Origin of the sequence: Shewanella carassii, assembly GCF_002777975.1 — a bacterium.
Classification (GTDB): domain Bacteria; phylum Pseudomonadota; class Gammaproteobacteria; order Enterobacterales; family Shewanellaceae; genus Shewanella; species Shewanella carassii.
The window spans coordinates 45,946-70,497 of sequence record NZ_NGVS01000045.1; the positions used below are offsets into that span (position 1 = coordinate 45,946).

General features: G+C 55.4%; 20 protein-coding genes. 18 read left to right on the forward strand and 2 right to left on the reverse strand.

Features of this window, described 5'->3' with window-relative positions:
* Nucleotides 1-3: 3 nt before the first annotated feature.
* Entirely contained in the window at nucleotides 4-1,791 is a 1,788-nt protein-coding gene (gene recQ, locus CBE72_RS19865; RefSeq protein ID WP_373289290.1) for a DNA helicase RecQ, read from the forward strand.
* Here recQ and CBE72_RS19870 read toward each other — a convergent pair.
* Entirely contained in the window at nucleotides 1,773-3,536 is a 1,764-nt protein-coding gene (locus CBE72_RS19870) for a diguanylate cyclase domain-containing protein (RefSeq protein WP_100146073.1), read from the reverse strand. The two genes, recQ and CBE72_RS19870, sit on opposite strands and share 19 nt — an antisense overlap.
* Nucleotides 3,537-4,015: 479 nt before the next feature.
* Here CBE72_RS19870 and leuA point away from each other — a divergent pair, with 479 nt between their 5' ends.
* The 10 genes from leuA to CBE72_RS19920 all read left to right on the forward strand — a co-directional run bounded on the left by leuA (nucleotide 4,016) and on the right by CBE72_RS19920 (nucleotide 16,215).
* Nucleotides 4,016-5,584 carry a 2-isopropylmalate synthase gene (leuA, locus tag CBE72_RS19875; RefSeq protein ID WP_100146075.1) on the forward strand — a complete coding sequence of 523 codons (1,569 nt, stop codon included), beginning with the start codon at nucleotides 4,016-4,018 and terminating at the stop codon, nucleotides 5,582-5,584.
* Nucleotides 5,581-6,675, forward strand: a complete 1,095-nt coding sequence (leuB, locus tag CBE72_RS19880; RefSeq protein WP_039035217.1) for a 3-isopropylmalate dehydrogenase — start codon at nucleotides 5,581-5,583, stop codon at nucleotides 6,673-6,675. The genes leuA and leuB overlap by 4 nt, the downstream gene beginning before the upstream one ends.
* Complete coding sequence (gene leuC, locus CBE72_RS19885) at nucleotides 6,675-8,084, forward strand: 3-isopropylmalate dehydratase large subunit (protein WP_100146077.1); 1,410 nt, start codon at nucleotides 6,675-6,677, stop codon at nucleotides 8,082-8,084. Before leuB ends, leuC begins: the two co-directional genes overlap by 1 nt.
* A gap of 1 nt (nucleotide 8,085) precedes the next feature.
* Nucleotides 8,086-8,691 carry a 3-isopropylmalate dehydratase small subunit gene (leuD, locus tag CBE72_RS19890; RefSeq protein ID WP_100146079.1) on the forward strand — a complete coding sequence of 202 codons (606 nt, stop codon included), beginning with the start codon at nucleotides 8,086-8,088 and terminating at the stop codon, nucleotides 8,689-8,691.
* 509 nt (nucleotides 8,692-9,200) lie between these two features.
* Nucleotides 9,201-10,553, forward strand: a complete 1,353-nt coding sequence (locus CBE72_RS19895) for an outer membrane protein transport protein (RefSeq protein ID WP_100146081.1) — start codon at nucleotides 9,201-9,203, stop codon at nucleotides 10,551-10,553.
* Between the two features lie 244 nt (nucleotides 10,554-10,797).
* Nucleotides 10,798-11,268 carry a nuclear transport factor 2 family protein gene (locus CBE72_RS19900; protein ID WP_100146083.1) on the forward strand — a complete coding sequence of 157 codons (471 nt, stop codon included), beginning with the start codon at nucleotides 10,798-10,800 and terminating at the stop codon, nucleotides 11,266-11,268.
* Between the two features lie 26 nt (nucleotides 11,269-11,294).
* The gene (gene glpK, locus CBE72_RS19905) at nucleotides 11,295-12,800 is read left to right on the forward strand and encodes a glycerol kinase GlpK (RefSeq protein ID WP_100146085.1); all 1,506 of its coding nucleotides are present in this window, start codon (nucleotides 11,295-11,297) and stop codon (nucleotides 12,798-12,800) included.
* A gap of 89 nt (nucleotides 12,801-12,889) precedes the next feature.
* Complete coding sequence (locus CBE72_RS19910; protein WP_100146087.1) at nucleotides 12,890-13,603, forward strand: NUDIX hydrolase; 714 nt, start codon at nucleotides 12,890-12,892, stop codon at nucleotides 13,601-13,603.
* Between the two features lie 152 nt (nucleotides 13,604-13,755).
* Nucleotides 13,756-14,622 (forward strand): ribose-phosphate diphosphokinase, encoded by an 867-nt coding sequence (gene prs, locus CBE72_RS19915; protein ID WP_157929120.1) that lies wholly within the window; start codon nucleotides 13,756-13,758, stop codon nucleotides 14,620-14,622.
* 12 nt (nucleotides 14,623-14,634) lie between these two features.
* The gene (locus tag CBE72_RS19920; protein ID WP_100146091.1) at nucleotides 14,635-16,215 is read left to right on the forward strand and encodes a nicotinate phosphoribosyltransferase; all 1,581 of its coding nucleotides are present in this window, start codon (nucleotides 14,635-14,637) and stop codon (nucleotides 16,213-16,215) included.
* Nucleotides 16,216-16,246: 31 nt separating this feature from the next.
* Here CBE72_RS19920 and CBE72_RS19925 read toward each other — a convergent pair whose 3' ends face one another.
* Nucleotides 16,247-16,549 (reverse strand): hypothetical protein, encoded by a 303-nt coding sequence (locus CBE72_RS19925; protein WP_167387706.1) that lies wholly within the window; start codon nucleotides 16,547-16,549, stop codon nucleotides 16,247-16,249.
* Between the two features lie 591 nt (nucleotides 16,550-17,140).
* On the opposite strand from CBE72_RS19925, the gene mraZ reads away from it, so the two are divergent.
* From mraZ to mraY, 7 genes are read left to right on the forward strand one after another with little or no spacing between them, the layout of a single operon-like run.
* Nucleotides 17,141-17,599 (forward strand): division/cell wall cluster transcriptional repressor MraZ, encoded by a 459-nt coding sequence (mraZ, locus tag CBE72_RS19930; protein ID WP_100146096.1) that lies wholly within the window; start codon nucleotides 17,141-17,143, stop codon nucleotides 17,597-17,599.
* A gap of 29 nt (nucleotides 17,600-17,628) precedes the next feature.
* On the forward strand, nucleotides 17,629-18,570 hold the full coding sequence (rsmH, locus tag CBE72_RS19935) for a 16S rRNA (cytosine(1402)-N(4))-methyltransferase RsmH (RefSeq protein WP_039035208.1): 942 nt from the start codon (nucleotides 17,629-17,631) through the stop codon (nucleotides 18,568-18,570).
* Nucleotides 18,571-18,577: 7 nt separating this feature from the next.
* Nucleotides 18,578-18,892, forward strand: a complete 315-nt coding sequence (ftsL, locus tag CBE72_RS19940) for a cell division protein FtsL (RefSeq protein WP_039035250.1) — start codon at nucleotides 18,578-18,580, stop codon at nucleotides 18,890-18,892.
* On the forward strand, nucleotides 18,889-20,625 hold the full coding sequence (locus CBE72_RS19945) for a penicillin-binding transpeptidase domain-containing protein (RefSeq protein WP_100146098.1): 1,737 nt from the start codon (nucleotides 18,889-18,891) through the stop codon (nucleotides 20,623-20,625). The genes ftsL and CBE72_RS19945 overlap by 4 nt, the downstream gene beginning before the upstream one ends.
* Entirely contained in the window at nucleotides 20,622-22,091 is a 1,470-nt protein-coding gene (gene murE / locus CBE72_RS19950) for a UDP-N-acetylmuramoyl-L-alanyl-D-glutamate--2,6-diaminopimelate ligase (RefSeq protein WP_100146100.1), read from the forward strand. Before CBE72_RS19945 ends, murE begins: the two co-directional genes overlap by 4 nt.
* Nucleotides 22,088-23,464, forward strand: a complete 1,377-nt coding sequence (locus CBE72_RS19955; RefSeq protein WP_100146102.1) for a UDP-N-acetylmuramoyl-tripeptide--D-alanyl-D-alanine ligase — start codon at nucleotides 22,088-22,090, stop codon at nucleotides 23,462-23,464. Before murE ends, CBE72_RS19955 begins: the two co-directional genes overlap by 4 nt.
* Nucleotides 23,465-24,547, forward strand: coding sequence for a phospho-N-acetylmuramoyl-pentapeptide-transferase (gene mraY, locus CBE72_RS19960; protein WP_100146104.1), 1,083 nt, complete (start codon nucleotides 23,465-23,467; stop codon nucleotides 24,545-24,547).
* Nucleotides 24,548-24,552: the final 5 nt, after the last annotated feature.

Consider the following 24,552-nt stretch of genomic DNA (forward strand, 5'->3'; position numbering starts at 1 on the left):
CCTATGCAGCAAGCCTTGCAGCAGGTGTTCGGCTACCGCACTTTCCGTGAAGGGCAGCGCCAGGTGATTGAACGTGTGATGGCCGGGGAAGACTGCATGGTGATCATGCCCACCGGCGGCGGCAAGAGTCTGTGTTACCAACTGCCCGCATTGTTGATGCCAGGGTTGACTCTGGTGGTTTCGCCGCTTATCTCCCTGATGAAAGATCAGGTAGACAGCCTGCTGCAGACCGGGGTCAATGCCGCTTATCTCAACTCATCCTTGCCCAGGGAGCAGAGCCTCAAGGTGCTGCGCCAGTTGCATCAGGGGGAGATCCGCTTGTTGTATGTCTCGCCGGAGCGCTTGCTGCAGCATGAGTTTATTGAGCGGCTGCAATCCCTGCCGCTATCGATGTTTGCCGTGGATGAGGCGCACTGTATCAGCCAGTGGGGCCATGATTTTCGCCCCGAATATGCCCAGCTTGGCCGCCTGAAGCAGCTGTTTCCCGGCGTGCCTGTGATGGCGCTGACCGCCACCGCCGACAAGGCGACCCGGGATGATATCTGCCAGCGGCTCAATATCACCCCCTATGTGCTTCTTTCCAGCTTTGATAGGCCGAATATTCGCTACACAGTGGCGGAAAAGCTCAATGCCGCCAATCAATTGCGCCAGTTTATCGCCGCGCAGAACGGCGCCGCCGGAATTGTTTATTGCTCCAGCCGCCGCCGGGTCGATGAAGTGGCCGAAAGGCTGCGGCTACAGGGCTATGCCGCCGAAGGTTATCATGCCGGTATGAGCGGTGACGAGCGCGCCAGTGTTCAGGACAGATTTCTCAAGGAACAGTTGGATATAGTGGTGGCCACGGTCGCGTTCGGCATGGGGATCAACAAGTCCAACGTGCGTTTTGTGGTGCATTACGATCTGCCCAAGAGCATAGAGGCCTACTATCAGGAAACCGGCCGCGCCGGGCGAGATGGTCTCGAGGCCGAAGCCTTTATGCTGTTCGAGCCCGCCGATATCGGCCGGGTGCGCCACCTGATTGAGCAGGGGGAACCCGGGCCGCAGCAACAGGTGGAACTGCATAAACTCAATACCATGGCGGCCTTTGCCGAAGCCCAGACCTGCCGCCGCCAGGTGTTGCTGCACTACTTCGATGAACCGGCGCTGGAGCCCTGCGGCAACTGTGACATCTGCCTGGATCCGCCGAAACGCTACAACGGCACCGAGGATGCACAGAAGGTGCTGTCCTGCATATATCGCTTGGGGCAGAAGTTTGGCATGAACCAGCTGATTGAGGTGCTCAGAGGTTCCAAATCGGCCGCCGTGGTCGACCGGGGGCACGACAAGTTATCCACCTGGGGTGTCGGCAAAGACAAGAGCCATGAACACTGGCTCAGTGTGACCAGACAGCTTATCCATTTGGGACTGGCGAGCCAGGATATTACCCGTGGATCGAGTATTCGCCTGAATCCGGCCGCCAGGCCTGTGCTCAGGGGCGAAGTTGCACTGATGTTGGCCGAACCCAGAATTGACTTGCATGTTACCCGCAGGCGTAGTGTCAGCAGCAAAGCGCCACTCAATTACGATCGCAAGCTGTTTGCCCGCCTCAAACAGTTAAGGCGCAGCATAGCCGAAGAGCAGGACGTACCGCCCTATCTGGTATTCAACGATGCAACCCTGGCGGAAATGGCGGCGATTTTGCCTACCAGCCAAGGCGAGATGTTGGCGGTCAATGGTGTTGGTGAACGCAAACTGGCCCGCTTTGGCGATCAGTTCCTCGACGAGATAGAGGCTTATCTCGCCGGTGACTGATGTTGCTCGGCGGCTTTCTGCTGACTGAGTTGGTTGACGCCGGCACGCTTCACCAGGCTATCCAGGGTATCGGGCTGCTGCAGCGAGGCCACTCCAATACGCACGGCATGAGCCTCTTGCCAGCTCTGCACTATCGGCCGGAGTTGCTCGCTGACCTGCAAGGCGCCCCGGACCGAGGTGTAGGGCAGCAGGATCACCATTTCATCCATGCTGTAGCGCAGCAGTCTGTCTTGCTCTCTGAGTTTCTGTTCCAGTGCCCGCTGCAGGGCGGAAAGATCCACCTGACGTATATGGCTGGTACTCAGCAACAACAGGCTCAAGGGGTAGTTGCCCTTCTTGGCACTGCTGAGCATGGCATCCAGCTGCTGGGCCGCAGGCAGTTTTTCCAGTGCCTCGGTACTCGGTTGTTGCCAGCGGTTACGGCGACTGACCAACCAGATCAGCGCACCTATGATGGCGAGTGCCAGCAAAGAGATGGTGCCGTAGGCCTGGCTCAGTTTGGAGCGCTGATCGGCACTGGCAAGACGAATGTTCTGCTGGGTTTCTACCTGCAACTGTTCCTGCTGGCTGAGCCTGGCCTTGTATTGCATAAAGCGGGTATTGTTGAGCTGCTTTTGGGCCTCGGCTGCGGCCTGGGCCGCCAGTTTCATCGCCTCGTATGCCGGTTTAAACTCAGCTCTTTCGGCGTAATAGTCACTGATAAGCTGTTGGGTATAGGCCACTTCATCGGCCAGTTGCAGCTGCTCGGCCTGCTGCGCCGAATGCATCAGCAGCCTTAGGCCTTCATCGTCGTTGCGCTGGGCGAGACGTACCCTGGCCAACAGTCGGGTAGCACGCATATAGTTGTTTACTTTGCCTTGTTTTTCATAGGTCTGCAGGGCAATACCCACTAACTCATCGGCAATCTCGGTTCTGCCCCTGGCGAGTTCTATCACGGCTATCTGGCTGTAACTGTTGGCAAGCTCCAGCGGTGAGCCTATCTCTGGCAGCAGTATTTTGGACTGTTTCAGCAGGCTGTCGGCTTGGGCTGTATCCTCCTGCGCCAGCGCGACTCCGGCGGCCATCAATAACAGCACATGGCGAACTTTGCCTTTGGCTTCATCTGTGTCCAGTGCCAACTTGAGATAGTAGGCCGCTTGGCGCAGGTCGCCGGTGGAATACATCAGGCTGGCCATGTCGCCGTAAACATAGGCCAGAGGTGGCCATAGCCAGGACGGATTTTGATTGCCGATATCCGGGTAGATGTCCAGCGCCAGACGCAGATCTTCGATGGCGGTGCCATAGTTGCCAAGGTCGTTTTCCAGCTGGCCCTTGAGTCTCAGGGCGTTGACCAGAGCCTGGGGTTGGTTGTGGCGTTTGGCCTGCTCAATGGCGCCGCCGAGTAACAGCAGTGATTGTTTCAGATCGTCGAAATTGGCATAGGCATCGGCGCGGCAAATTTGAAAATAACTGTCTGCCTGTTCCAGCCTGAGTTGCTTGGCTCTGGCTTCTCCCAGTTCGGCCAGATTGATGGCGGCGCCGTTGTCTCCTAATTGCAGGAGTGCTTCACATTTAAATAACTGCAATCTCAGCACTTGAGCCTGGCTCAACTCTGAGGCCTGACGCTCAAGTTCGTTGATTTGGGTCAGCGCCAGCGTAGGATATTGATAGAGGGTGTTGGCCAGTGTGTCCAACCGCTCCGCGGCCCAAAGCGCGCCAGAAAATGACCACAGGAGCAAGCTCAGTGCCAAGAGGCGAAAATCCATTTTTTCTCCGCTGAGTGAAGGTGAGTTTTGCCGAGCGAAACCGTGTTGGGATAATAACTATTTTTTATCATTTTTGGCACAAAAAATGATGCTATCGGCAAGATTTTATTCATCTATTTAGCTTTGGATCACCAAGGCTTGAATGGTGCAAATCAGCACGTTAAGCCGAAATTTTCAACTGATGCTGAGAAATATAGGCTTGACAGCGAGCAAGGAGGCAGTTAATTATTGAACCTCTTGAGCCCGGTGGGAAGAATATAAACCCACTTTAAACGAATTTTTATCTGGTATAGAACAGCTAAATGAACCCACAAATGCAACTGTCTCTCCTCCTCCTTACTCTCGCAGTCCCTGCGCGGAGGAGCTAGACTTGCACGTCGATTAGCAAGCCAGAACTCAAAACCCCGCGCCAGAAACCGCGGGGTTTTTTGTTTCTGGCACGGGAAAAATCAATCGAAACCCCTGAATGGAGAATCCAGATGTCTGACAGAGTGTTTATTTTCGATACCACCTTACGGGACGGCGAGCAGGCGCTGGCAGCCAGCCTGACAGTGAAAGAAAAACTGCAGATAGCCATGGCTCTCGAGCGCCTGGGGGTCGACATCATGGAGGTGGGGTTCCCGGTTTCCTCTCCCGGCGACTTTGAGTCGGTACAGACCATAGCCCGTACCATCAAAAACAGTCGGGTCTGCGCCCTGTCGCGGGCACTGGAGAAAGATATCGACGCTGCGGCCCAGGCCTTATCGGTCGCGGATCAGTTCCGCATTCATACCTTTATCTCAACTTCAAATATCCATGTGCAGAGCAAGCTGAAGCGCTCCTTCGACCAAGTGCTGGAGATGGCGGTAGGGGCGGTGAAGTATGCCAGGCGTTTTACCGATGATGTGGAGTTTTCCTGCGAAGACGCCGGCCGGACCCCGATAGATAATCTGTGTCGCATGGTCGAGGCGGCCATCGAAGCCGGTGCCCGCACCATCAATATTCCGGACACAGTGGGCTATACCCTTCCCAGCGAGTTCGGCGGCATTATTCAAACCCTGTTTAACCGGGTGCCCAATATCGATCAGGCGGTGATCTCTGTGCACTGCCACGACGATTTGGGATTGTCGGTTGCCAACTCCATCATGGCGGTGCAGCAGGGGGCCCGGCAGATTGAGTGTACCATCAACGGCATAGGTGAGCGGGCAGGTAACTGTTCATTGGAAGAGATCGCCATGATCCTGGCAACCCGCAAAGACATTCTGGGGCTGGAGACAGGCATCAAGGCTCAGGAAATTCACCGCACTTCCTCCATGGTGAGCCAGTTATGCAATATGCCTATTCAGGCCAACAAGGCGATAGTGGGCGCCAATGCCTTTACCCATTCATCCGGTATCCATCAAGACGGCATGTTAAAGGCGCAAAACACCTATGAAATCATGACACCTGAGAGCATAGGCCTGAATCGCAATCACCTGAATATGACCTCACGCTCCGGCCGCCATGTGATCAAGCATCGAATGGAGCAGATGGGTTATTCAGAGCAGGATTATTCATTGGATCAGCTGTACGACGCCTTCCTGAAACTGGCCGACAAGAAGGGCCAGGTGTTCGACTATGACCTGGAAGCCTTGGTGTATATGGAGGGCCGGGCAGCGGCCGACGACCACTTCCAGTTGCAGCAGCTGGTGGTGCAATCCGACTCTACCGAGGGCATGGCCACCGCCACTGTACGTATTGAAGCTGGCGGTGAGGTAGTGACCGAAGCCGCCACCGGCAATGGCCCTGTGGATGCTGCCTATAAGGCGATAGCCCGCGCCAGCGGCCAGAGCGTGGATATCTGCAGCTATAAGTTGAGCGCCAAAGGCGAAGGCCAGAATGCGCTGGGGCAGGTGGATATCACGGCTCAGTACCAGGGGCGCAATTTCCACGGTGTCGGCTTGGCTACCGATGTGGTCGAGGCTTCGGCCGCGGCCCTGGTGCATGTGATGAACCTTATTCAGCGTGCCGACCAGGTGGCGGATCATAAACAGAAAATACAACAGAGAAAGGAGTTGGGTGGCGTATGAGTTATCAGATAGCGGTATTGGCCGGCGACGGCATAGGCCCGGAAGTCATGGCCCAGGCCCGTAAGGTGCTGACGGCGGTAGAGCAACGCTTCGACCTGGCAATGGAGTACGCCGAATATGATGTCGGCGGCATAGCGATAGATAACCATGGCTGCCCGTTGCCGGCATCGACCCTGGCCGGATGTGAAGCGGCAGATGCAATTCTGTTCGGCTCGGTAGGCGGCCCCAAATGGGAAAAACTGCCTCCCAATGAACAACCCGAGCGCGGCGCGCTGTTGCCGCTGCGGGGCCATTTCGGCTTATTCAGTAACCTGAGACCGGCCAAGTTACATCAGGGGCTGGAACATCTGTCGCCGCTGCGCGCCGATATCTCGGCCAAAGGGTTTGATGTACTGTGCGTGCGTGAACTGACCGGCGGTATCTACTTTGGCAAACCCAAGGGGCGTCAGGGGGAGGGCGAGAGCGAAGAGGCGTTTGACACCATGAGATACAGCCGCGCCGAGATCCGCCGAATCGCCCATATCGCCTTCGAGGCCGCCCGCGGCCGCCGCGGTAAGGTGACGTCGGTCGACAAGGCCAACGTGCTGGCCTGCTCGGTACTTTGGCGTGAAGTGGTCGAGCAGGTCGCGAGCGAGTATCCGGATGTGGAACTGGAACATATCTATATCGACAACGCCACCATGCAACTGCTGCGTCGCCCCTGGGACTTTGATGTGATGCTGTGCTCCAACCTGTTCGGCGACATACTTTCCGATGAAATCGCCATGTTGACCGGCTCCATGGGGCTGTTGTCATCGGCTTCCATCAACAGCAGTGGTTTCGGTCTCTATGAACCGGCCGGTGGCAGTGCCCCGGATATTGCCGGCAAGGGGATTGCCAACCCGGTAGCGCAGATCTTGTCGGCGGCCTTGATGTTGCGCCACAGCCTGCAGCAGGAAGAGGCGGCGGCAGCGATAGAGCGCGCCGTTGGCAAGGCGCTGGCAGATGGCTTCTTTACCTGTGAGTTGCTGGCGCCGGAGCAGCGGCATAATGCCAAGACCACGGCAGAGATGGGCGACTATATCGCCAATGCGATTCGGGAGGGGGTGTAATGGGCAAGACATTGTATGAAAAAGTGTGGGATGCCCACCTGGTGGCGACGCCTGCTGGAGAAGCGCCGATTATTTACGTCGACCGTCATCTGGTGCACGAGGTGACCTCGCCCCAGGCCTTCAGTGGCCTGAAGATGGCCGGGCGCCAACTTCGGGCACCGGACAAGACCTTTGCCACCATGGATCACAACACCTCGACCAAGAGCGCCAGTCTGGACGCCTTGAGCCCCATGGCGCGCACTCAGGTTGAAACCCTGGCACAAAACTGTCGCGAATTCGGTGTGCGTCTGTATGACATTCACCACCCCAATCAGGGCATAGTGCATGTGATGGGGCCTGAACTGGGCATTACCCTGCCGGGTACGGTTATTGTCTGTGGCGATTCCCATACCGCTACCCACGGTGCCTTTGGCGCGCTGGCCTTTGGTATCGGCACCTCTGAGGTGGAGCATGTGCTGGCCACCCAAACGCTGCGGCAGCTTAAGGCCAAGACCATGAGAGTTGAGGTCAAGGGACAACTGGGCGAGGGCATTACCGCCAAGGATGTGGTGTTGGCGATTATCGGCAAGATAGGCATGGATGGCGGCACCGGCTATGTGGTGGAGTTTTGCGGTGACGCGATTCGCGCCCTGTCGATGGAGGGGCGCATGACGCTGTGCAACATGGCGATTGAGATGGGCGCCAAGGCCGGCATGGTCGCGCCGGATGAGACCACCTTCGCCTATCTTGAGGGGCGTCAGTTTGCGCCCAAGGGCGCCGATTGGGATGCCGCCCTGGCAGCCTGGAAGACGCTCAAGTCTGATGAAGATGCTATCTTCGATGCCTATGTGGAGTTGGAAGGCAGTGAAATCGCGCCGCAACTGACCTGGGGCACTAATCCGGGCCAGGTGGTGGCCATAGATAAACCTGTGCCCAACCCCGCCGAGGAGGCCGATGCCACAGTGCGCGGCAGTATGGAAAAGGCGCTGAATTATATAGGTTTGACACCAGGTACCCTGATGACGGATGTGGCCATCAACAAGGTCTTTATTGGTTCATGCACCAATTCACGCATCGAAGATCTGCGCAGCGCCGCGGCGCAGATCCGTGGTCGGCGGGTGGCTGACGGCGTGACCGCCATAGTGGTGCCTGGCTCGGGACAAGTAAAGGCTCAGGCCGAAGCCGAAGGGCTGGATAAACTGTTTGTCGAGGCCGGGTTTGAATGGCGCTTGCCGGGCTGCTCCATGTGTCTGGCGATGAATGATGATCGCCTGGAAAGCGGCGATCGCTGCGCCTCAACCAGTAACCGCAACTTTGAGGGGCGGCAGGGACGCGGCAGCCGCACCCATCTGGTGAGTCCTGCCATGGCAGCCGCTGCCGCCATTGCCGGGCACTTTGTCGATATCCGCCACGCTGGCCAGGAGAAATAAAATGCAGGCTTTTACTATTCATCAGGGAATTGCGGTGCCATTGGATAGCGCCAATGTGGATACGGATCAGATCATCCCCAAACAGTTTCTATCCAAGGTCACCAAGGATGGCTTCGGTGTCCATCTTTTTCACGACTGGCGCTATCTGGACGATGCCGGTGAGCTGCCGGATCCTGCCTTTGTGATGAATCAGCCCAGATATCAGCGAGCCTCCATTTTACTGGCGCGGGAAAACTTCGGTTGTGGTTCCAGCCGTGAACACGCGCCTTGGGCCCTGGCTGATTATGGTTTGCGGGTGATTATTGCGCCCAGCTTTGCCGATATCTTTTACGGCAATGCCATCAATAATGGGTTATTGCCGGTGATCCTTGAGGCCGCTGAGGTGCAGCAGTTATTTGAGGAGGTAACGGCGACCGAAGGCAGTGAAATCAAGGTTGACCTGCAGCAGTGTCAGGTTGTTTCACCCTCCGGGAAACGCTTTGTATTTCAACTGGCTGAATCTGCCCGTCATAAGCTGCTCAATGGATTGGATGCCATCGGCCTGACTCTGTCCCATGAGCAGGCCATTGCCGATTATGAAGCCGGGCTACCGGGCTGGCGGGCCTGATCCAATCTGTATTTTCAGCGTACACTTGTACAAGAGCGGACCAGTGGCTTGGTAACTGGTCCGCTCTCTTAGGTCTTAGATCGCTTTGTTTATCTAGGGTGATTCATTTCTTTTGCTTTAAAAACAAATAATTATATGGCCTTGCCATCTTTTGATTGACCATGTGTTTTATATGGCAGTGTTTTGTACTGTTTTTAATGTCTTACTTAAGTGTACGAGTGTTTTGGCATTGTTTGGGTTATATTTGTAGCCTTTTCATGTGGTTACATTTTTGATTGTTTTATCTGTCAATGCTTTTCAGCAAACATTAAGGTCATATTTTCGTTGTTTTTCGCAGTTGGAAAGTGATTTTTATCACTATTTAATCTCGATGTGATAATTTTTGTGGTCATTTGTGCTGTTTTTTGTCTGAGACTTGCAAAGATATTCTGTGTCAGTAAACTGCGCCGCAATAAAATGGAGTGATTACTCTATTTAGAAATTGCTAAATGAATAGGCAGAGAATAACAATGAAGAAACAACTTATTGCTGTCGCCATTGCGGCCAGCTTTGTGGGTGCAACGACTCAGGTGCAAGCGGCGGGTTTCCAACTGGCGGAATCTTCCGCGACCGGACTTGGACGAGCCTTCGCCGGTGAAGCGGCCATGGCCGATAACCCAGCGGTTCAGGGACGTAACCCTGCCATGCTTAGCTATCTTGAAGGTCGGCAGATCTCTGCCGGTGCCATCTATGTGATGCCAGAAGTTGACGCCATGGGGCGGGTGTCATTGACATCACTGTCAGATAAACTGCCATTCTCTGTAACCATGAATGCCGATGCGCTCGATGTGGCCGATAATGCCGCAGTACCTAACTTCTATTACTCCAATCAGCTCAACGACAGTTGGACCTGGGGTCTGGCTCTGAACTCCAACTATGGTCTGTCTACCGAACTACCAGCCGCTCACGCCGCCTCTATTTTTGGTAATAAGACAGCCATTACCACAGTAGAGCTGAATACCAATATTGCTTACCGCATTGATGAGCACTTCACTGTGGGTGCCGGTCTGCGCGGCGTATATGGTGACGGTGAAATCGGTGCTTCGGTTCCTGGCTGGATTGAAGGTGTTCGTGCTATCCCTGGCTTGCCTGCAGAGGTGACTTCGCGTCTGCCTGCCGCCGGTACTGAGCTCAAGCATCTGGAAGGCGATGATTTCGGTTATGGATGGCAGCTGGGTGCGAGCTGGCAGATCAATGCTAATCACCGCCTGGGCATCGCCTATCACAGCCACGTTGAGCTGGATCTGGACGGTCAGGCGCGCGGCCTGGTCTATACCGGCGGTACTGCCGAGGTTGAAGGCTACTTGCCATTGGAACTGCCGGCATTTGCCGAGCTGGCTTCTTACCATCAGTTGACCGACAACTGGGCGATGCACGCCAGTATCAACTGGACCGACTGGAGCGTATTCAACAAGCTGGTGGCGTATTTCCCCGGCGAGCAGAAGCCTGTCGGTGGCCTGGAATCCGATCTGGTGAAGGAAGAAAACTTCAAAGACAACTGGCGCTTTGCTCTGGGTACCAGCTACCAGCTGAACAACGCATGGTTGCTGCGTGCCGGTGTGGCTCTGGATAAGACAGCGGTTGACGATGAATACCGTACCATCACTATTCCAGATACCGACCGTCTCTGGTTCAGTGTCGGTGCCGGTTATGCGCCCAGCAAGAACCTGACAGTGGATCTGGGTCTCACCTATATCCATGCCCACGGTGATGCCCCTATCAACGAGACTCAGGATCTGATGGGCCTGGCTCAGGTTGCCTTCCAGGGCGATGCCAGCGGCCACGTCTGGTTGGCGGGTCTGCAAGTGACTTACAAGATGTAATACCATTCCAGCCAAGGAATGAGACAAGAGCCCCGCCGAGCGGGGCTTTTTCATATCTGGCTAAGTCTGGCTCAAGGCGGTGTTAAACTTGGCGCGGCTGCACTCAGGGCTGTTTGATCGCTGGTGGGTGCGAGTTCAGGCAGTTTAATCGCTGGTAGGAGCGCGCTCAGGGCTGTTTTATACTTGGCGTGGCCAGTCTCAGGGCTTATATTCATGCTATTGCCAACAAAAGAATAATAAGCCCATGAAATATCCATTCCTGTTTGCCAGCGCTATCTCACTGATTTCAATGCCGAGTTTGGCCGAATCCGATCCTGTCAGTATGTTTATTCAGGGGTTCAATGAGCAAAAGATTGAGCTGATGTTGGCGCAAACCACGGAAGAGGTGACTTGGTTTAATGTCAGCATCACCAAGGTTGACCGACAAGCTTCCGGGCATGCGGAGTTGGGCGCGGCGATGACCGACTATTTTCAAACTCTGCCGGGGGCCAAGGCCAGTATTCTGGGCTCGCTGAGCTCGGGTAACTATGTCAGCACCCTGGAAAAGGTCAGCTGGCAACAGGATGGCGAGCAACACAGCCAATGTAATATGGGCGTTTATAGCTTGAGAGGCGATAAGATTGCCGCCGTCTGGTATTACCCGGCGCAGGAGTGTGATATCCCCGAAGCGGAAATCGGCTTACCCCGAGGCGATCAGCCTTGGCAGCAAAATTAATTCAGCCAACCCAAGAAAGCTTTCACGTGCAAAAAAAATATATTATTGCCCTGGATCAGGGCACGACCAGCTCACGGGCGATTATTTTCGATCAGCAGGCCAATATCGTGGCCGTCTCCCAGCGAGAGTTCAGTCAGCACTACCCGCAACCCGGCTGGGTCGAGCATGATCCCATGGAAATCTGGGCATCCCAGAGTTCGACACTGATAGAAGTCATCGCCCGCGCCGGGATCCACAGTGACGAAGTGGCAGCCATCGGCATCACCAATCAGCGGGAAACCACTGTCATCTGGGATAAGCTCACAGGTAAGCCAGTTGCCAACGCCATTGTTTGGCAGTGCCGGCGCAGCAAGGAGATCTGTGAGCAGCTCAAGGCCGAGGGGCTGGAGGACTATGTCCGCGACAATACAGGTTTGTTACTGGATCCCTATTTTTCGGCCACCAAGATTAAGTGGCTGCTGGATAATATCGAGGGTGCCCGCGAGCGGGCCGAAAGAGGCGAGTTGCTCTTTGGCACGATCGACAGCTGGCTGGTATGGAAGCTGACCGAGGGCAAGGTGCATGTGACCGACCCCACCAATGCGTCGCGCACCATGCTCTACAACATCCATAAACAATGCTGGGATCAGACCCTGTTACAGGCGCTGGACATCCCTGCTTCGTTGTTGCCCGAGGTCAAGCCGTCGATGGCTGTTTATGGCACAACCCGGATTGCCGGTGAGGGCAGTGAAATTCTTATCGCCGGTATGGCCGGGGATCAGCAGGCGGCGCTGTTCGGCCAGCTTTGCGTCGAACCCGGCATGGCCAAGAATACCTATGGCACCGGCTGCTTTTTGTTGATGAACACAGGTGACAAGGCGGTGCGCTCAGAGCATGGGTTGCTGACCACAGTGGCTGTAGGCCCCAAGGGTGAGGTGCAATACGCGCTGGAAGGCTCGGTATTTATGGGCGGCGCGACCATACAGTGGCTGAGGGACGAGTTGGGGCTTATTCGTGATGCCCAGGACACAGAGTACTTTGCCTCCAAGGTAGAAGATACCAATGGGGTTTATCTGGTGCCGGCATTTGTCGGGCTGGGAGCCCCTTACTGGGACGCCAACGCCCGCGGTTCCTTGCAAGGATTGACTCGCGGCGTAAACCGTAACCACATCATACGTGCGGCGCTGGAATCCATCGCCTATCAGAGCCGGGATCTGCTGGATGCCATGAGTAAAGACAGCGCGGTTGCACTCAAGCAGCTGAGGGTGGATGGCGGCGCCGTGAGTAACGACTTCCTGATGCAGTTTCAGGCCGATATCACAGATACACAGGTACTGCGGCCGGCCTTGACCGAAACTACCGCCATGGGAGCGGCATTTTTGGCCGGTCTTGCCTGTGGTTTCTGGGACTCGGTGGAAGATCTTTCTCACCGGAGTGATGTTGAACGTTGTTTCGAGCCGGCTATGGATGAAGGACGGCGGGAGCTCTATTACCGTGGTTGGCAAAAGGCGGTGGACCGGTGTCGCCACTGGCATGAAACCGAGGAACTGTGATGTGCCGGGTGGTTTCTTGTCGGCTGTTATTGTCACCCATTGAATAGTGACTCAAAATAGTGCCCCAAAGACACCAAAGTGAGCCCGCCATGACAGTGACAACCGAAGCCGAATATCTGGCGCAATACAATATCCATGATTATCCGCTGCCGTTGACCAGTGTCGACAGCGTGCTGCTTTGTGTGCGAGAAGAGCAATTGTGTGTGCTCTTGGTCAAGCGTTCCGGGTTTCCCTGTAAAGGGATGTGGGCATTGCCGGGAGGCTTTATCGATCTGCAGCAGGATCAGGATATCGATGCTTCGGCCAAGCGCAAACTTAAGCAAAAGACCGGCATAGTGCCCCCCTACCTAGAGCAGTTACAGAGTATAGGCAATGGCCGCCGGGATCCCAGAGGCTGGTCGGTCACCATCAGCTATTATGCGCTGATGCCTCATCTTGAACCCGTCATGGAAGGGGCTGAAGAGAGCCGCTGGTTCAGCTTGCAGTCGCTGCCCGAACACTTGGCCTTTGATCACGCCGATATCATAGCCTTGGCACAGGAGCGCTTACGCCAAAAGGCGCTTTACAGCCTGGTGGCGGCTTTTGCCCTGCCGGAATTGTTTACCCTGGCCGAGTTGCAGCGAGTGCATGAGGCCATTCTGGGTAAGCCACTGCAGAAGAAATCTTTCCGGCGGCGGATAGAGCAGGCCGGCGTGCTCGCCCCCTGTGGAGAGGGCCGGGTCGAAGTCGGTCGCCCCCCCCAGCTCTACCGGGTATTGCCTGAAGCTGCCGATTATCGCTTTGTACGCAATCTGGAAGCTTGAAACTTCATTTGAGCTTCTTTGGTTTACCACTATCTTATCCATTGTTTTAATTCTTCTTTCTAGATAAGTGTCTTATTGACTCAAAATAAGCTTGACCGCTCCAGCTCGTTGCTTTAGATTAAGTGTCACTAAGACACTTAATGGTGAGCGATATGGATATCAGTATTGAGCTAGTAAACAAAGATGCGACCCGACAGGCTTTGACTGTTGAGCAATGGCAGTTTGCCGGTGGTGAGCAACATGTGCGTCTGGCAGGTTTTGATGGACAACAGCTACAGAGCGCGATTATCTGCGCCAGGTTGCAGAGCAGTGATGCCATCATGCAGCTGCTGCTGATCAAAGATGCTTTAGACCGCGCCGCCCCCGGCATTCAGGTTTCACTGCAACTTCCCTATTTCCCCTATGCCCGCCAAGACAGGGTTTGCGTCGCCGGTGAGGCCTTTTCCGCCGCCGTGATGGCGGGATTGCTGCGAAATGCCGGCTTCAGCCAGATCCGCTGCTGGGATCTGCACTCGGCGGTCAGTGAGCAACTGCTGGAGGCCGAGCAGGTACATCAGGCGCAGCTGGTTTGTCAGTTTGCGCAACTGAAGCAGTGGCTGCAAACCCACCAGGCGGCGCTGCTGGCACCGGACAAGGGCGCCAGCCACAAGATTGCCAAGGTTGCCGATGCGTTGAGTGCCGCCGGGATTGAGGCCGAAGTGTTTCAGGCCAGTAAACGTCGGGATCCCGTGACGGGTGCCATATTGGCATCCGAGTTGGACGCCGATGTCGCTGGCCGCAGTCTGCTGATCCTGGATGATATTTGCGACGGTGGCAGAACCTTTATCGAGCTGGCGCGGCTTTTGAAACAAAAAGGCGCCGCCCGAGTGGGACTCTATGTGACCCATGGCCTATTTTCTCGCGGAATCGAGCCGCTGGAAGGTTTGATTGATGCCGTGTTTACCACAGATTCGCTGCGCCCATTGCATCCGTTTGAGTCGCAAATTGTCGAGCTGCACACCTTGAAACTGTTCGAATAAAAGGAGTTTATTATGAGTATCATCGCCCCCTCAATGCAGAAGGATGTCTACAAAGAGTTTCATGGTCGCGCCTATCATCCTCAGGTGACCGAGGTGTATGCCAACTTCACTTCCCGCAGCGGCCGCAATGCCAACATAGCAGACAATGACAAAGTCGCCTTTATTGGACTGCAGTATTTTATCAAGAGCTATTTGATGGAGGAGTGGGACAGTTTCTTTCGTCAGCCCAAGGCGCAGGCCGTGGCCGCCCATAAGCGCATACTCAGTGCCATGCTGGGGTACAGCGTCGATGTTTCTTATCTGGAAAAACTCCACGACCTTGGGTATTTACCGCTGAGGATCAAGGCGTTGGAAGAGGGCACTCTGGTGCCTTATCTGGTGCCGCCGTTGACCATAGTCAACACCCATCCGGATTTCCCCTGGCTGACCAACATGATAGAAACTGTGCTCAGTTGTGAAAACTGGCCGATACAAACCAGTGCCACCACGGCCGTTGCTTACCTGCGTACTTTTAAAGAGTTCGCCGACAAGACAGGCTTGCCCGCCGAGATGGTAGCGTTTCAGGGGCATGACTTCAGTTTTCGCGGCATGTTCGGTAAGCAGGCCGCCGCCATGAGTGGTTTTGGCCATCTAGCCAGCGGTTTTGTTGGAACCGACACCATTCCGGCGGTGCTGTTTGCCGAGAAGTACTATGGTGCCGATGTCGATAAGGAGTTGGTCGGCGCCTCAGTGGATGCCACCGAGCACTCGGTGACCTGTTCCTGGATCCTCGAAGGGGAGATCGCCTTCTTCCGTTATCTGATGCAGACCCAGTCCCCCAAGGGGATCCTCAGTGTGGTGTCCGATACCTGGGATTTCTGGACTCTGGTGACGCAATACTTACCTGAACTCAAGCAGGAGATCCTCGAGCGTGACGGCACCCTGGTGATCCGTCCCGACTCCGGCGATCCTGTGACCATTCTCAGCGGTTATAAGTTGGCGCCTGAATCACTTATTCGCGAATGCAGCCTGGATGAAGCCTTGCAAAAGGCGGCCGATAACGGTTATGAGGCGATAAGTTGGCATGGTGAGTTTATCGGTCTGCAGCGCCAAACCCTGATGGCCTGCGAGGTGAAGGGGCTTATCGAGTGCCTGTGGGACATTTTTGGCGGCACCTTGACCGACAAGGGATACAAGCTATTGGATAGCCATGTGGGTGCCATCTATGGCGATGCCATCACGCTCGAGCGCCAACGACAAATACTGCAGCGTTTGATGGATAAAGGTTTTGCTTCCAAAGTCGTGTTGGGGATTGGCTCATACAGCTATCAGTATGTCACCCGAGATACCCATGGCTCGGCAGTCAAGGCGACTCACGTGATAAAAGACGGCGAGCCGCTGGCGATTTTCAAGGCGCCCAAGACAGATAACCAAAAGCGTTCCGCCAAGGGGCTACTGCAGGTGATTATGCAAGACGGGGAGCTGGTGCTGAGAGACGATGTTTCGGTGACTGAAGAAGCCCAGGGGCTGCTGCAAACTGTTTATGAGGATGGCAAACTGCTTCGCGAAACCAATCTGGCCGAGATACGCCAGCGGGTGGCGGCGCAGCTGTGACGCCTTGATTCAATGGCATTCACCGGCAGGGTCAGACATCGATATCTATGATCTGACCCTTGCCCTCTTCTTGCGCCCTGGACTCATCCCTTTCTTCATCTTCCTGGCGGCGGTTATGTTTACGCCGCTCGCGGGCAAAGCCTTTCTGCTCTTTGCGGCGATCAGCGACTTTTTCACGCTTGTCTATTTCGGGAGGCAGTTGCGATTGCGGGGCTTCGTGGCTGTCGGGTGCTATGGCGGAGCTGGTTTTGACCTGCTCCACTTCGCGTTTGGGCTGAAATACCGCCTTGACCGGGCGCGCCAACATGGCGTAAATGCTGTCCAATCCCATCAGTGTTCCCTATTGCCTATGACCTTACTCGGGTCAAATGTTTGCCTGTGAGTCTATGTTATATCCATTATCGGCCGCTTTAGACTAAAAATTAGCCTAATTTTATGTTTTGATGTTGCTGCGGTCAGCAAGCTTGAGTGAAATGCCTGGGCAGGGGATGCGCCTTGTCTGCTAGGCTGGCAATAATAGAAGTAAAATATTGCTTAACATTTTTACATCATTTAAGCCTCTTGTATGACTGGATCTTGGTTTTGGTGGTTTATCCTGAGCGAGTTTTACACTCATAGAAGTTTGCACTGGATCGCACTCCCATATGCCCGGATCCGGGAAACTTCTCCACAATCGTTTCTTTTCACTGTGAAAATCTCCCCTGTCAGTGTTGAATTTTTCCACTGCCGATAGCGATGGCACCACTTTTTGCCACTTGGAATTCGGCTGTTCAAAAAATGTTGTGACACGCTGCTAACCCGCTTGGCGACTGGCTTTATTCGAGTTTGCATTGCTTGACAATCCTTGTTGACTGTCCCTAAACTTAGCATCTGTGGGAATTTGTGGATATTTGTGGATCTATTAACTGAGCAAGGATGAGATCACGTGTTTTCCGGCGCAAGTGCTTTGAATCTGGATGCCAAGGGGCGGATCGCTATGCCAACGCGATACCGCGAGACTTTGCATGCCGATCATCAGGGCAAGCTGGTGATTACTGTGGATATCCAATCTCCCTGCTTGTTGGTCTATCCGGTAAACGAATGGAACAAAGTTGCCGAAAAACTGCTCGGCTTGTCTGATTTTCAACCGCAGGAGCGGGCGATGAAACGCCTGATGTTGGGCTATGCCCAGGAATGTGAATTGGATGCTAACGGCCGGGTTTTACTGACTCCGCCGCTCAGGCAATACGCCTCTTTGGAAAAGAAGGCCATGTTGGTCGGGCAGTTGAATAAATTCGAACTCTGGGATGAGCAGGTCTGGCAACAGCAGTTGGCCGACAGCCTGGAGATGATTAAGAGCCAGGGATTGACCGCCAGTGAGCGGCTGGCCGATTTCTCACTCTGATGAGTGAGACCAGATTAAAGAAGAGAGTGATGAGCCAAAACTTTGCCCACCTGTCTGTCCTGCTTCAAGAAACGGTAGACGGGCTCAATATTCGCCCAGATGGTATCTATATCGACGGCACTTTCGGTCGGGGTGGACACTCACGTCAAATCCTTGCTCGCCTAGGGCCTCAAGGGCGGCTGATCGCCATCGACAGAGACCCGGCAGCCATTGAAGCCGCGAAACAGTTCGCTGACGATCCGCGTTTCTCCATAGTCCATGGTGGTTTTGGCCAGTTGGCCGACTATGTTGAGCAACTTGGGCTAGTGGGCAAGATAGACGGTGTCTTGCTGGATCTCGGAGTGTCATCGCCGCAACTGGACGATGCCGAACGTGGCTTTAGTTTTCTGCGTGATGGCCCACTGGATATGCGGATGGATAACAGCCAGGGCCAAACGGCGGCACAGTGGCTCGCCAGGGCCGAGGTCGAAGATATGGCCTGGGTGTTCAAGACCTATGGTGAAGAGAAAAACGCTCGCCATATTGCCCGTTGCATCGCCGCCGACCGTGATGAGAAGCCGTTTTTGCGCACCAAAGATTTGGCTGGCTTGATCGAAAGGATCACCAAACACAAAGAGCGCAACAAGCATCCTGCAACCCGAGTGTTTCAGGCGATTCGCATCTATATCAACAGCGAGCTGGATCAGATAGATCAGGCGCTGGAAGGGGCATTGAAGGTACTGGCGCCCAAGGGGAGGCTATCGATCATCAGCTTCCATTCTCTGGAAGATCGCATGGTGAAGCGTTTTATCCGCCGTCACAGCAAAGGTGAGGAAGTGCCTTACGGCTTGCCGGTGACCGAGGCCGAGCTCAACCGCTCGCGGCAGCTGTTGCCCATAGGCAAGGCGATGAAACCGTCGGATGAAGAGATTGCCGTTAATGCCCGGGCACGCAGTTCTGTACTCAGAATTGCCGAGCGTTTGCCCTACTGAGGTGGCGGTGAGTAAGTCGCAACTCAATCTGGCGCGCATAGTGCTGCGGGATCTTTGGCAGCACAAATGGATCCTCTTGCTGGGCATGCTGGTGTTGGGGAATGCGGTTGCCGTGGTATATACCAGCCACATCAGCCGTACCCAAACCAGTGAGTTGGACAAGCTGTTACAGGAACGGGATCGCCTGGATATCGAGTGGCGCAACCTGTTACTGGAAGAACAGTCACAGGCTGAGCATAGCCGGATAACCCGGATTGCGACCAAGGAATTGGACATGATAAGGCCCTTACCCAATGAAGAGGTGGTAGTGAGACTTCCATGAGAAAACAGGCTAAAAGGATTCAAAAGCCCCAACTGATCCACTGGCGACTGCAGGTGGTGGTGGCTTTTGTTTGCCTGTTGTTTGTCTCACTGGTGGGACGCGCCGCCTACATCCAGGTGATAGAACCGGAAAAACTGCGTCACGAGAGTGATATGCGCACTCTGCGCACCACCTCCAACGAGGTGCAAAGAGGGCTTATTACCGACCGCAACGGCGAGATGCTGGCCGTCAGCGTGCCTGTGCGTGCCGTCTACGCCGACCCCAAGGTGGTTCACGACAAGGATGGCTTCAATGATATGCGCCGCTGGCGGGCGCTGGCCGATGTATTGCACGAGCCGCTGGATGACCTGTTGGCAAGAGTACAGTCCAACCCCAAGAAACGTTTTACCTATCTCAAGCGCCAAGTTACCCCCGCGGTAGCGCACTATATCGAGCAGTTGAAGCTACCCGGTATTTACCTCAAGTCTGAATCACGCCGTTACTATCCTGCCGGTGAGATCAGCGCTCAGCTGGTCGGGATCACCAATATCGATGATGTCGGCATCGAAGGCATTGAAAACACTTACAACAGCTGGCTGACCGGCACTCCCTCCAAGCAGAAGGTGCGCAAGTCCCGTGACGGCCGGGTGGTTGAGCGGCTGGATATCATCCAGGAGGGCGAGAGCCCCAATGATCTGGTGCTCAGCATAGATCAGCGTATTCAGCAGTTGGCTTACCGTGAGCTCAAGCGTGCCACCGAAATGAACCAAGCAACATCCGGTTCTGTGGTGGTGCTGGATGTGCACACGGGTGAAGTGCTGGCGATGGTCAACACCCCCTCCTATAACCCCAACTCGCGGGAAAACCTGCAGAGCCACAGGATGCGTAACCGCGCCCTGACAGACACCTTCGAGCCGGGTTCGACGGTGAAACCCTTTGTGGTGGTGGCTGCGCTGGAAGCCGGAATCGTCAAGAGCGATGAGCTGATCCCGACATCACCCGGTTGGATGCGTATCGGTGGTCGGCAGGTGCGGGATGCTCGCAACTATGGTGATATGTCGCTGGCGAAGATTTTGATCAAGTCCAGTAACGTGGGGATCAGTAAGTTGGCACTGGAAATGCCGGTGCAGCAACTGCTGGGCACCTATCAGTCCATGGGGCTCGGCAACTATTCAGGGATCAACCTGACCGGCGAGAGTGCCGGTTTGGTGCAGGACAGACACAGATGGTCTGACTTTGAACGGGCGACGCTGTCCTTCGGCTATGGCCTGACCGCTACCCCGCTGCAGTTGGCGCGTATGTACGCCACTCTGGGCAGCGGCGGCATGCTTTACCCGGTATCGATTCTTAAACTGAAGCAACCGCCGGAAGGCACCCGGGTGATAGCCCCGGACGTGGCCCGCGATGTGATCAACATGCTGGTGGGCGTGACCGAGAAGGGCGGCACAGGTACCCGGGCGCACATTGAAGGCTATCCGGTTGCCGGTAAGTCAGGCACCAGTCGTAAGGCGGTAGCCGGTGGCTATGGCGATGATTATGTCGCCCTGTTTGCCGGTGTCGCGCCGGCCAATAACCCCAGACTCGCCATGGTCGTGGTGATCAACGAGCCCAAAGGGGACAGATATTACGGCGGCGTGGTGGCGGCACCTGTGTTTGGCAAGGTGATGTCCGGCGCGTTGCAGATGTTGAATGTGGAGCCTGTGAGTGATGATACTCGCGTGCAATTGGCTCAGGTACCTAGGAGAGCAGAATGATGTTATTGCGGGATCTGCTGGCTCCCTGGTTTCATTACTCCGGCACGGAGGCGGTGGCTGAGCCCTGTCTCGACAGTCGGAAAGTGGTTGAAGGTGGCCTTTTCGTGGCCGTTCCCGGACATCAGGCCGATGGTCGGGAGTATGTTGCCGCTGCCTTCAAAAAGGGAGCTGTGGCGGCCTTGCTGCATACGGACGATCCGGATGCCCACGGCAAGGTGGAACGGGAACAAGGCTTAACCATTTACTTTTTCCAATTGAGCCGACAGCTATCGGCGCTGGCGGCCCAGTTCTATGGCATTCATGCGGTCAAGCCACGTCTGGTGGGGATTACCGGCACCAATGGCAAGACTTCCGTCAGCCAGCTTATCGCCCAGTGGGTGTCTTTGCTCGGCGAAAAGGCCGGTGTCATGGGCACTTTGGGGAACGGTTTGCTGGGGGAACTCCAGCAAGCGACCAATACTACCAGTGATGCCTTGGCCGTGATGGCCCAGCTCAAGGCTTTTGAGCAGATGGATGTCAGCGTCTGCGCCATGGAAGTGTCCAGCCACGGTTTGGTGCAGGGGCGGGTAGAAGCCGCGCCCTTTGAAGTGGCTGTGTTTACCAACCTGAGCCGGGATCATCTGGATTACCACCTGACCATGGAGGCTTATGCCGCCGCCAAATTGAGGCTGATGCGGTTTGCCTGTCTCAAACACGCGGTGATTAACCTGGATGACGCCACAGGGCAGGCCTGGTTCGAGGAACTGCCCAAGGCCAAGCTGCTCGGCTATAGCATTAAACAAGATCCCAGAGCGGCAGTTGTTGCTGTCAATCCTCAATATCACGCCAAGGGCGTACGCGCCGAGATCCACTGGCCGGAAGGTAAAGGCCTGCTGGAGACCCCGCTGCTGGGCGAATTCAATCTCTCCAATCTGTTGGCGGCGCTGACGGCGCTTTATGCCATGGGTTATCCGTTGCAAAAGCTGCTGACGTTGTCACCGGCCCTGAAGCCCGTGCCCGGACGGATGGAGTGTTTCCCATCGAGAATAGGTTTTTCGCTGGTGGTGGATTATGCCCATACCCCGGATGCGCTGGAGCAAGCGCTCAAGGCGCTGCGGTTGCATACCGACAACCGCCTCTGGTGTGTCTTTGGTTGCGGTGGCGATCGTGACAAGGGCAAGCGGCCGCTGATGGCCCGCGCCGCCGAGGCTTTTGCCGACCGCTTGATGGTCACCAGTGACAATACTCGCAGCGAAGAGCCACAAACCATCATTGATGAAGTCATGGCCGGGCTGACTCGCCCCGAGGTGGCATTCTCCTGTGTCGATAGGGTGACCGCGATTAAACAGGTTTGCGCCCAGGCCGAGGCGGGAGATGTGATCTTATTGGCCGGTAAAGGGCATGAAACCTATCAGGAAGTGGCCGGAAGCCGTCATCACTATGATGAGCGGGCCTTGGCGCTGGAACTTAGCGGAGGCAAGGCATGATCCCTTTAACCCTGCAACAGATAGCCACGGCGCTGAATGCCAAGTTGATTCCGGCAACTGCCGCAGAGCAGCTGATTGAGAGTGTCAGCACAGATAGCCGTGATATAGGCACCCAAGGTTTGTTTATCGCCCTCAAGGGAGAGCGCTTCGATGCCCATGAGTTTGCGCCAACGGCGGTCAAAAATGGCGCCGCAGCGCTCCTGGTCAGCCGTGAATTGGCACTCGATGTGCCGCAGCTGCTGGTGGCCGACCCTCATCAGGCACTGGGACAACTGGCGGCCATGGTGCGCCGCTTGGTATCACTTAAGTGCGTTGCCTTGACGGGCTCCAACGGCAAGACCAGCGTCAAGGAGATGTTGGCGACCATATTGTCGCAACATGCCAAGGTGCTCTACACCGCCGGTAACTTCAACAACGACATAGGCGTGCCGCTGACAGCCTTGCGGTTGGAGCCTGAACACGAATATGCGGTATTTGAGCTTGGCGCCAATCACAAGGGTGAAATTAATTACACCTCGGCCATAGTGCGCCCGGATGTTGCCCTGGTGAACAATGTCGCCAGCGCTCATCTCGAAGGGTTTGGCTCAGAGGCCGGTGTGGCGGCGGCCAAATCCGAGATTTTCAATCACCTGGCCCCAGACGGCTGCGCCATTATCAATGCCGATGACAGATTCGCCGAGGTAATGCGTCAGGCTGCGTTAGGCTACCGTCAGTTAAGCTATGGCATTGACGCAGCAGCCGAACTGACAGCCAAAGATCTACAGGCCGATGCCTCGGGGCGTTATCGCTGCACGCTTTGCTGGCAGCAGCAGGAGTATCCGCTGGCGCTGCCGCTGGCCGGACGACATCAGGTGGCCAATGCTCTGGCAGCAACTTCGGTTTGCCTGGCGCTGGGCCTGGATATGGCAAACATTATCTCCGGCTTGCAGCAGATGCAGCCGGTCAAGGGACGCATGCTACCCTCTGAGCTTGGGCGGGTGCAGCTGATAGACGATAGCTATAACGCCAATCCGGCCTCGGTCAAGGCTGCGATCAACTGGCTTCACGAAATTCACGGAAATCGCATTCTGGTGCTGGGCGATTTGGGGGAATTAGGCGACAATGCCCCCCTTTTGCATCGCGAGTTGGGCGAATATGCCCACGAAGCCGGGATAGATGCCCTGTTTTGCTGCGGTCAATTAACCCGGAACACCAGCCAGGGATTCGGTACGGAACACCTGGATACCCAGGAGTGTTTGGTGGAAAGTTTAATCAAATATATCAATCAGTTGCCAGGGAGTGTCACTGTGTTGGTCAAGGGGTCACGCAGCATGCGTATGGAACGTGTGGTCGAGGCCCTTAAAGCAGCCTTCGGGCGTGGGGAGTTAGTGTAGATGCTGGTGTATCTGGCGGAGTATCTAACCCAGTTTTATACCGGGTTTAACGTGTTTTCCTATTTGACCTTCAGAGCGATTCTGGGGTTGTTGACCGCCCTCAGCTTCGCACTCTGGTGGGGGCCCAAGCTAATCGAGCGATTGCAAGTCTTGCAGATAGGCCAGGTGGTGCGTAACGATGGCCCCGAGTCACATTTCAGTAAGCGCGGCACCCCTACCATGGGGGGATTGCTGGTGCTGGCGGGGATCTTTATCAGTGTCCTGCTGTGGGGCGATCTCGGTAACCGCTATGTCTGGGTGATGTTATTCGTTCTGGGCAGCTTTGGCCTTATCGGTTTCCTCGATGATTACCGCAAGGTAGTGCGTAAGGATCCCAAGGGGCTGGTGGCCCGCTGGAAGTATATTTTACAGTCGCTGGCGGCGATTGCGGTGGCCTTTTATCTCTACGCGACCGCATCTCTGCCAGGTGAAACCCAGCTGGTGGTGCCTTTCTTTAAGGATGTGATGCCGCAACTGGGGCTGTTCTTCGTTGTTTTGGCCTACTTCACCATAGTGGGTTCCAGCAATGCGGTGAACCTGACCGATGGCCTCGATGGCTTGGCCATTATGCCGACCGTCATGGTGGCAGCCGCGTTTGCATTGGTTGCTTACCTCTCTGGCCATGCGCAATTTGCCGGCTACTTACATATTCCGCATCTGCCCGGCGCCGGTGAGTTGGTGATCGTCTGCACCGCAATAGTCGGCGCCGGTCTCGGTTTCCTCTGGTTCAACACCTATCCGGCGCAAGTGTTTATGGGCGACGTGGGTTCGCTGTCACTGGGAGCGGCGCTCGGCACCATGGCGGTGCTGGTACGCCAGGAAATCTTGCTGGTGATCATGGGCGGTGTATTCGTAATGGAGACTGTGTCAGTCATCCTTCAGGTTGGATCCTATAAGCTGCGTGGCCAACGGATTTTCCGCATGGCACCCATACACCACCACTATGAATTGAAAGGTTGGCCCGAGCCCAGAGTGATAGTGCGTTTCTGGATTATCTCCTTGTTCCTGGTTCTGCTGGGATTGGCCACCCTGAAGTTGAGGTAAGCAGT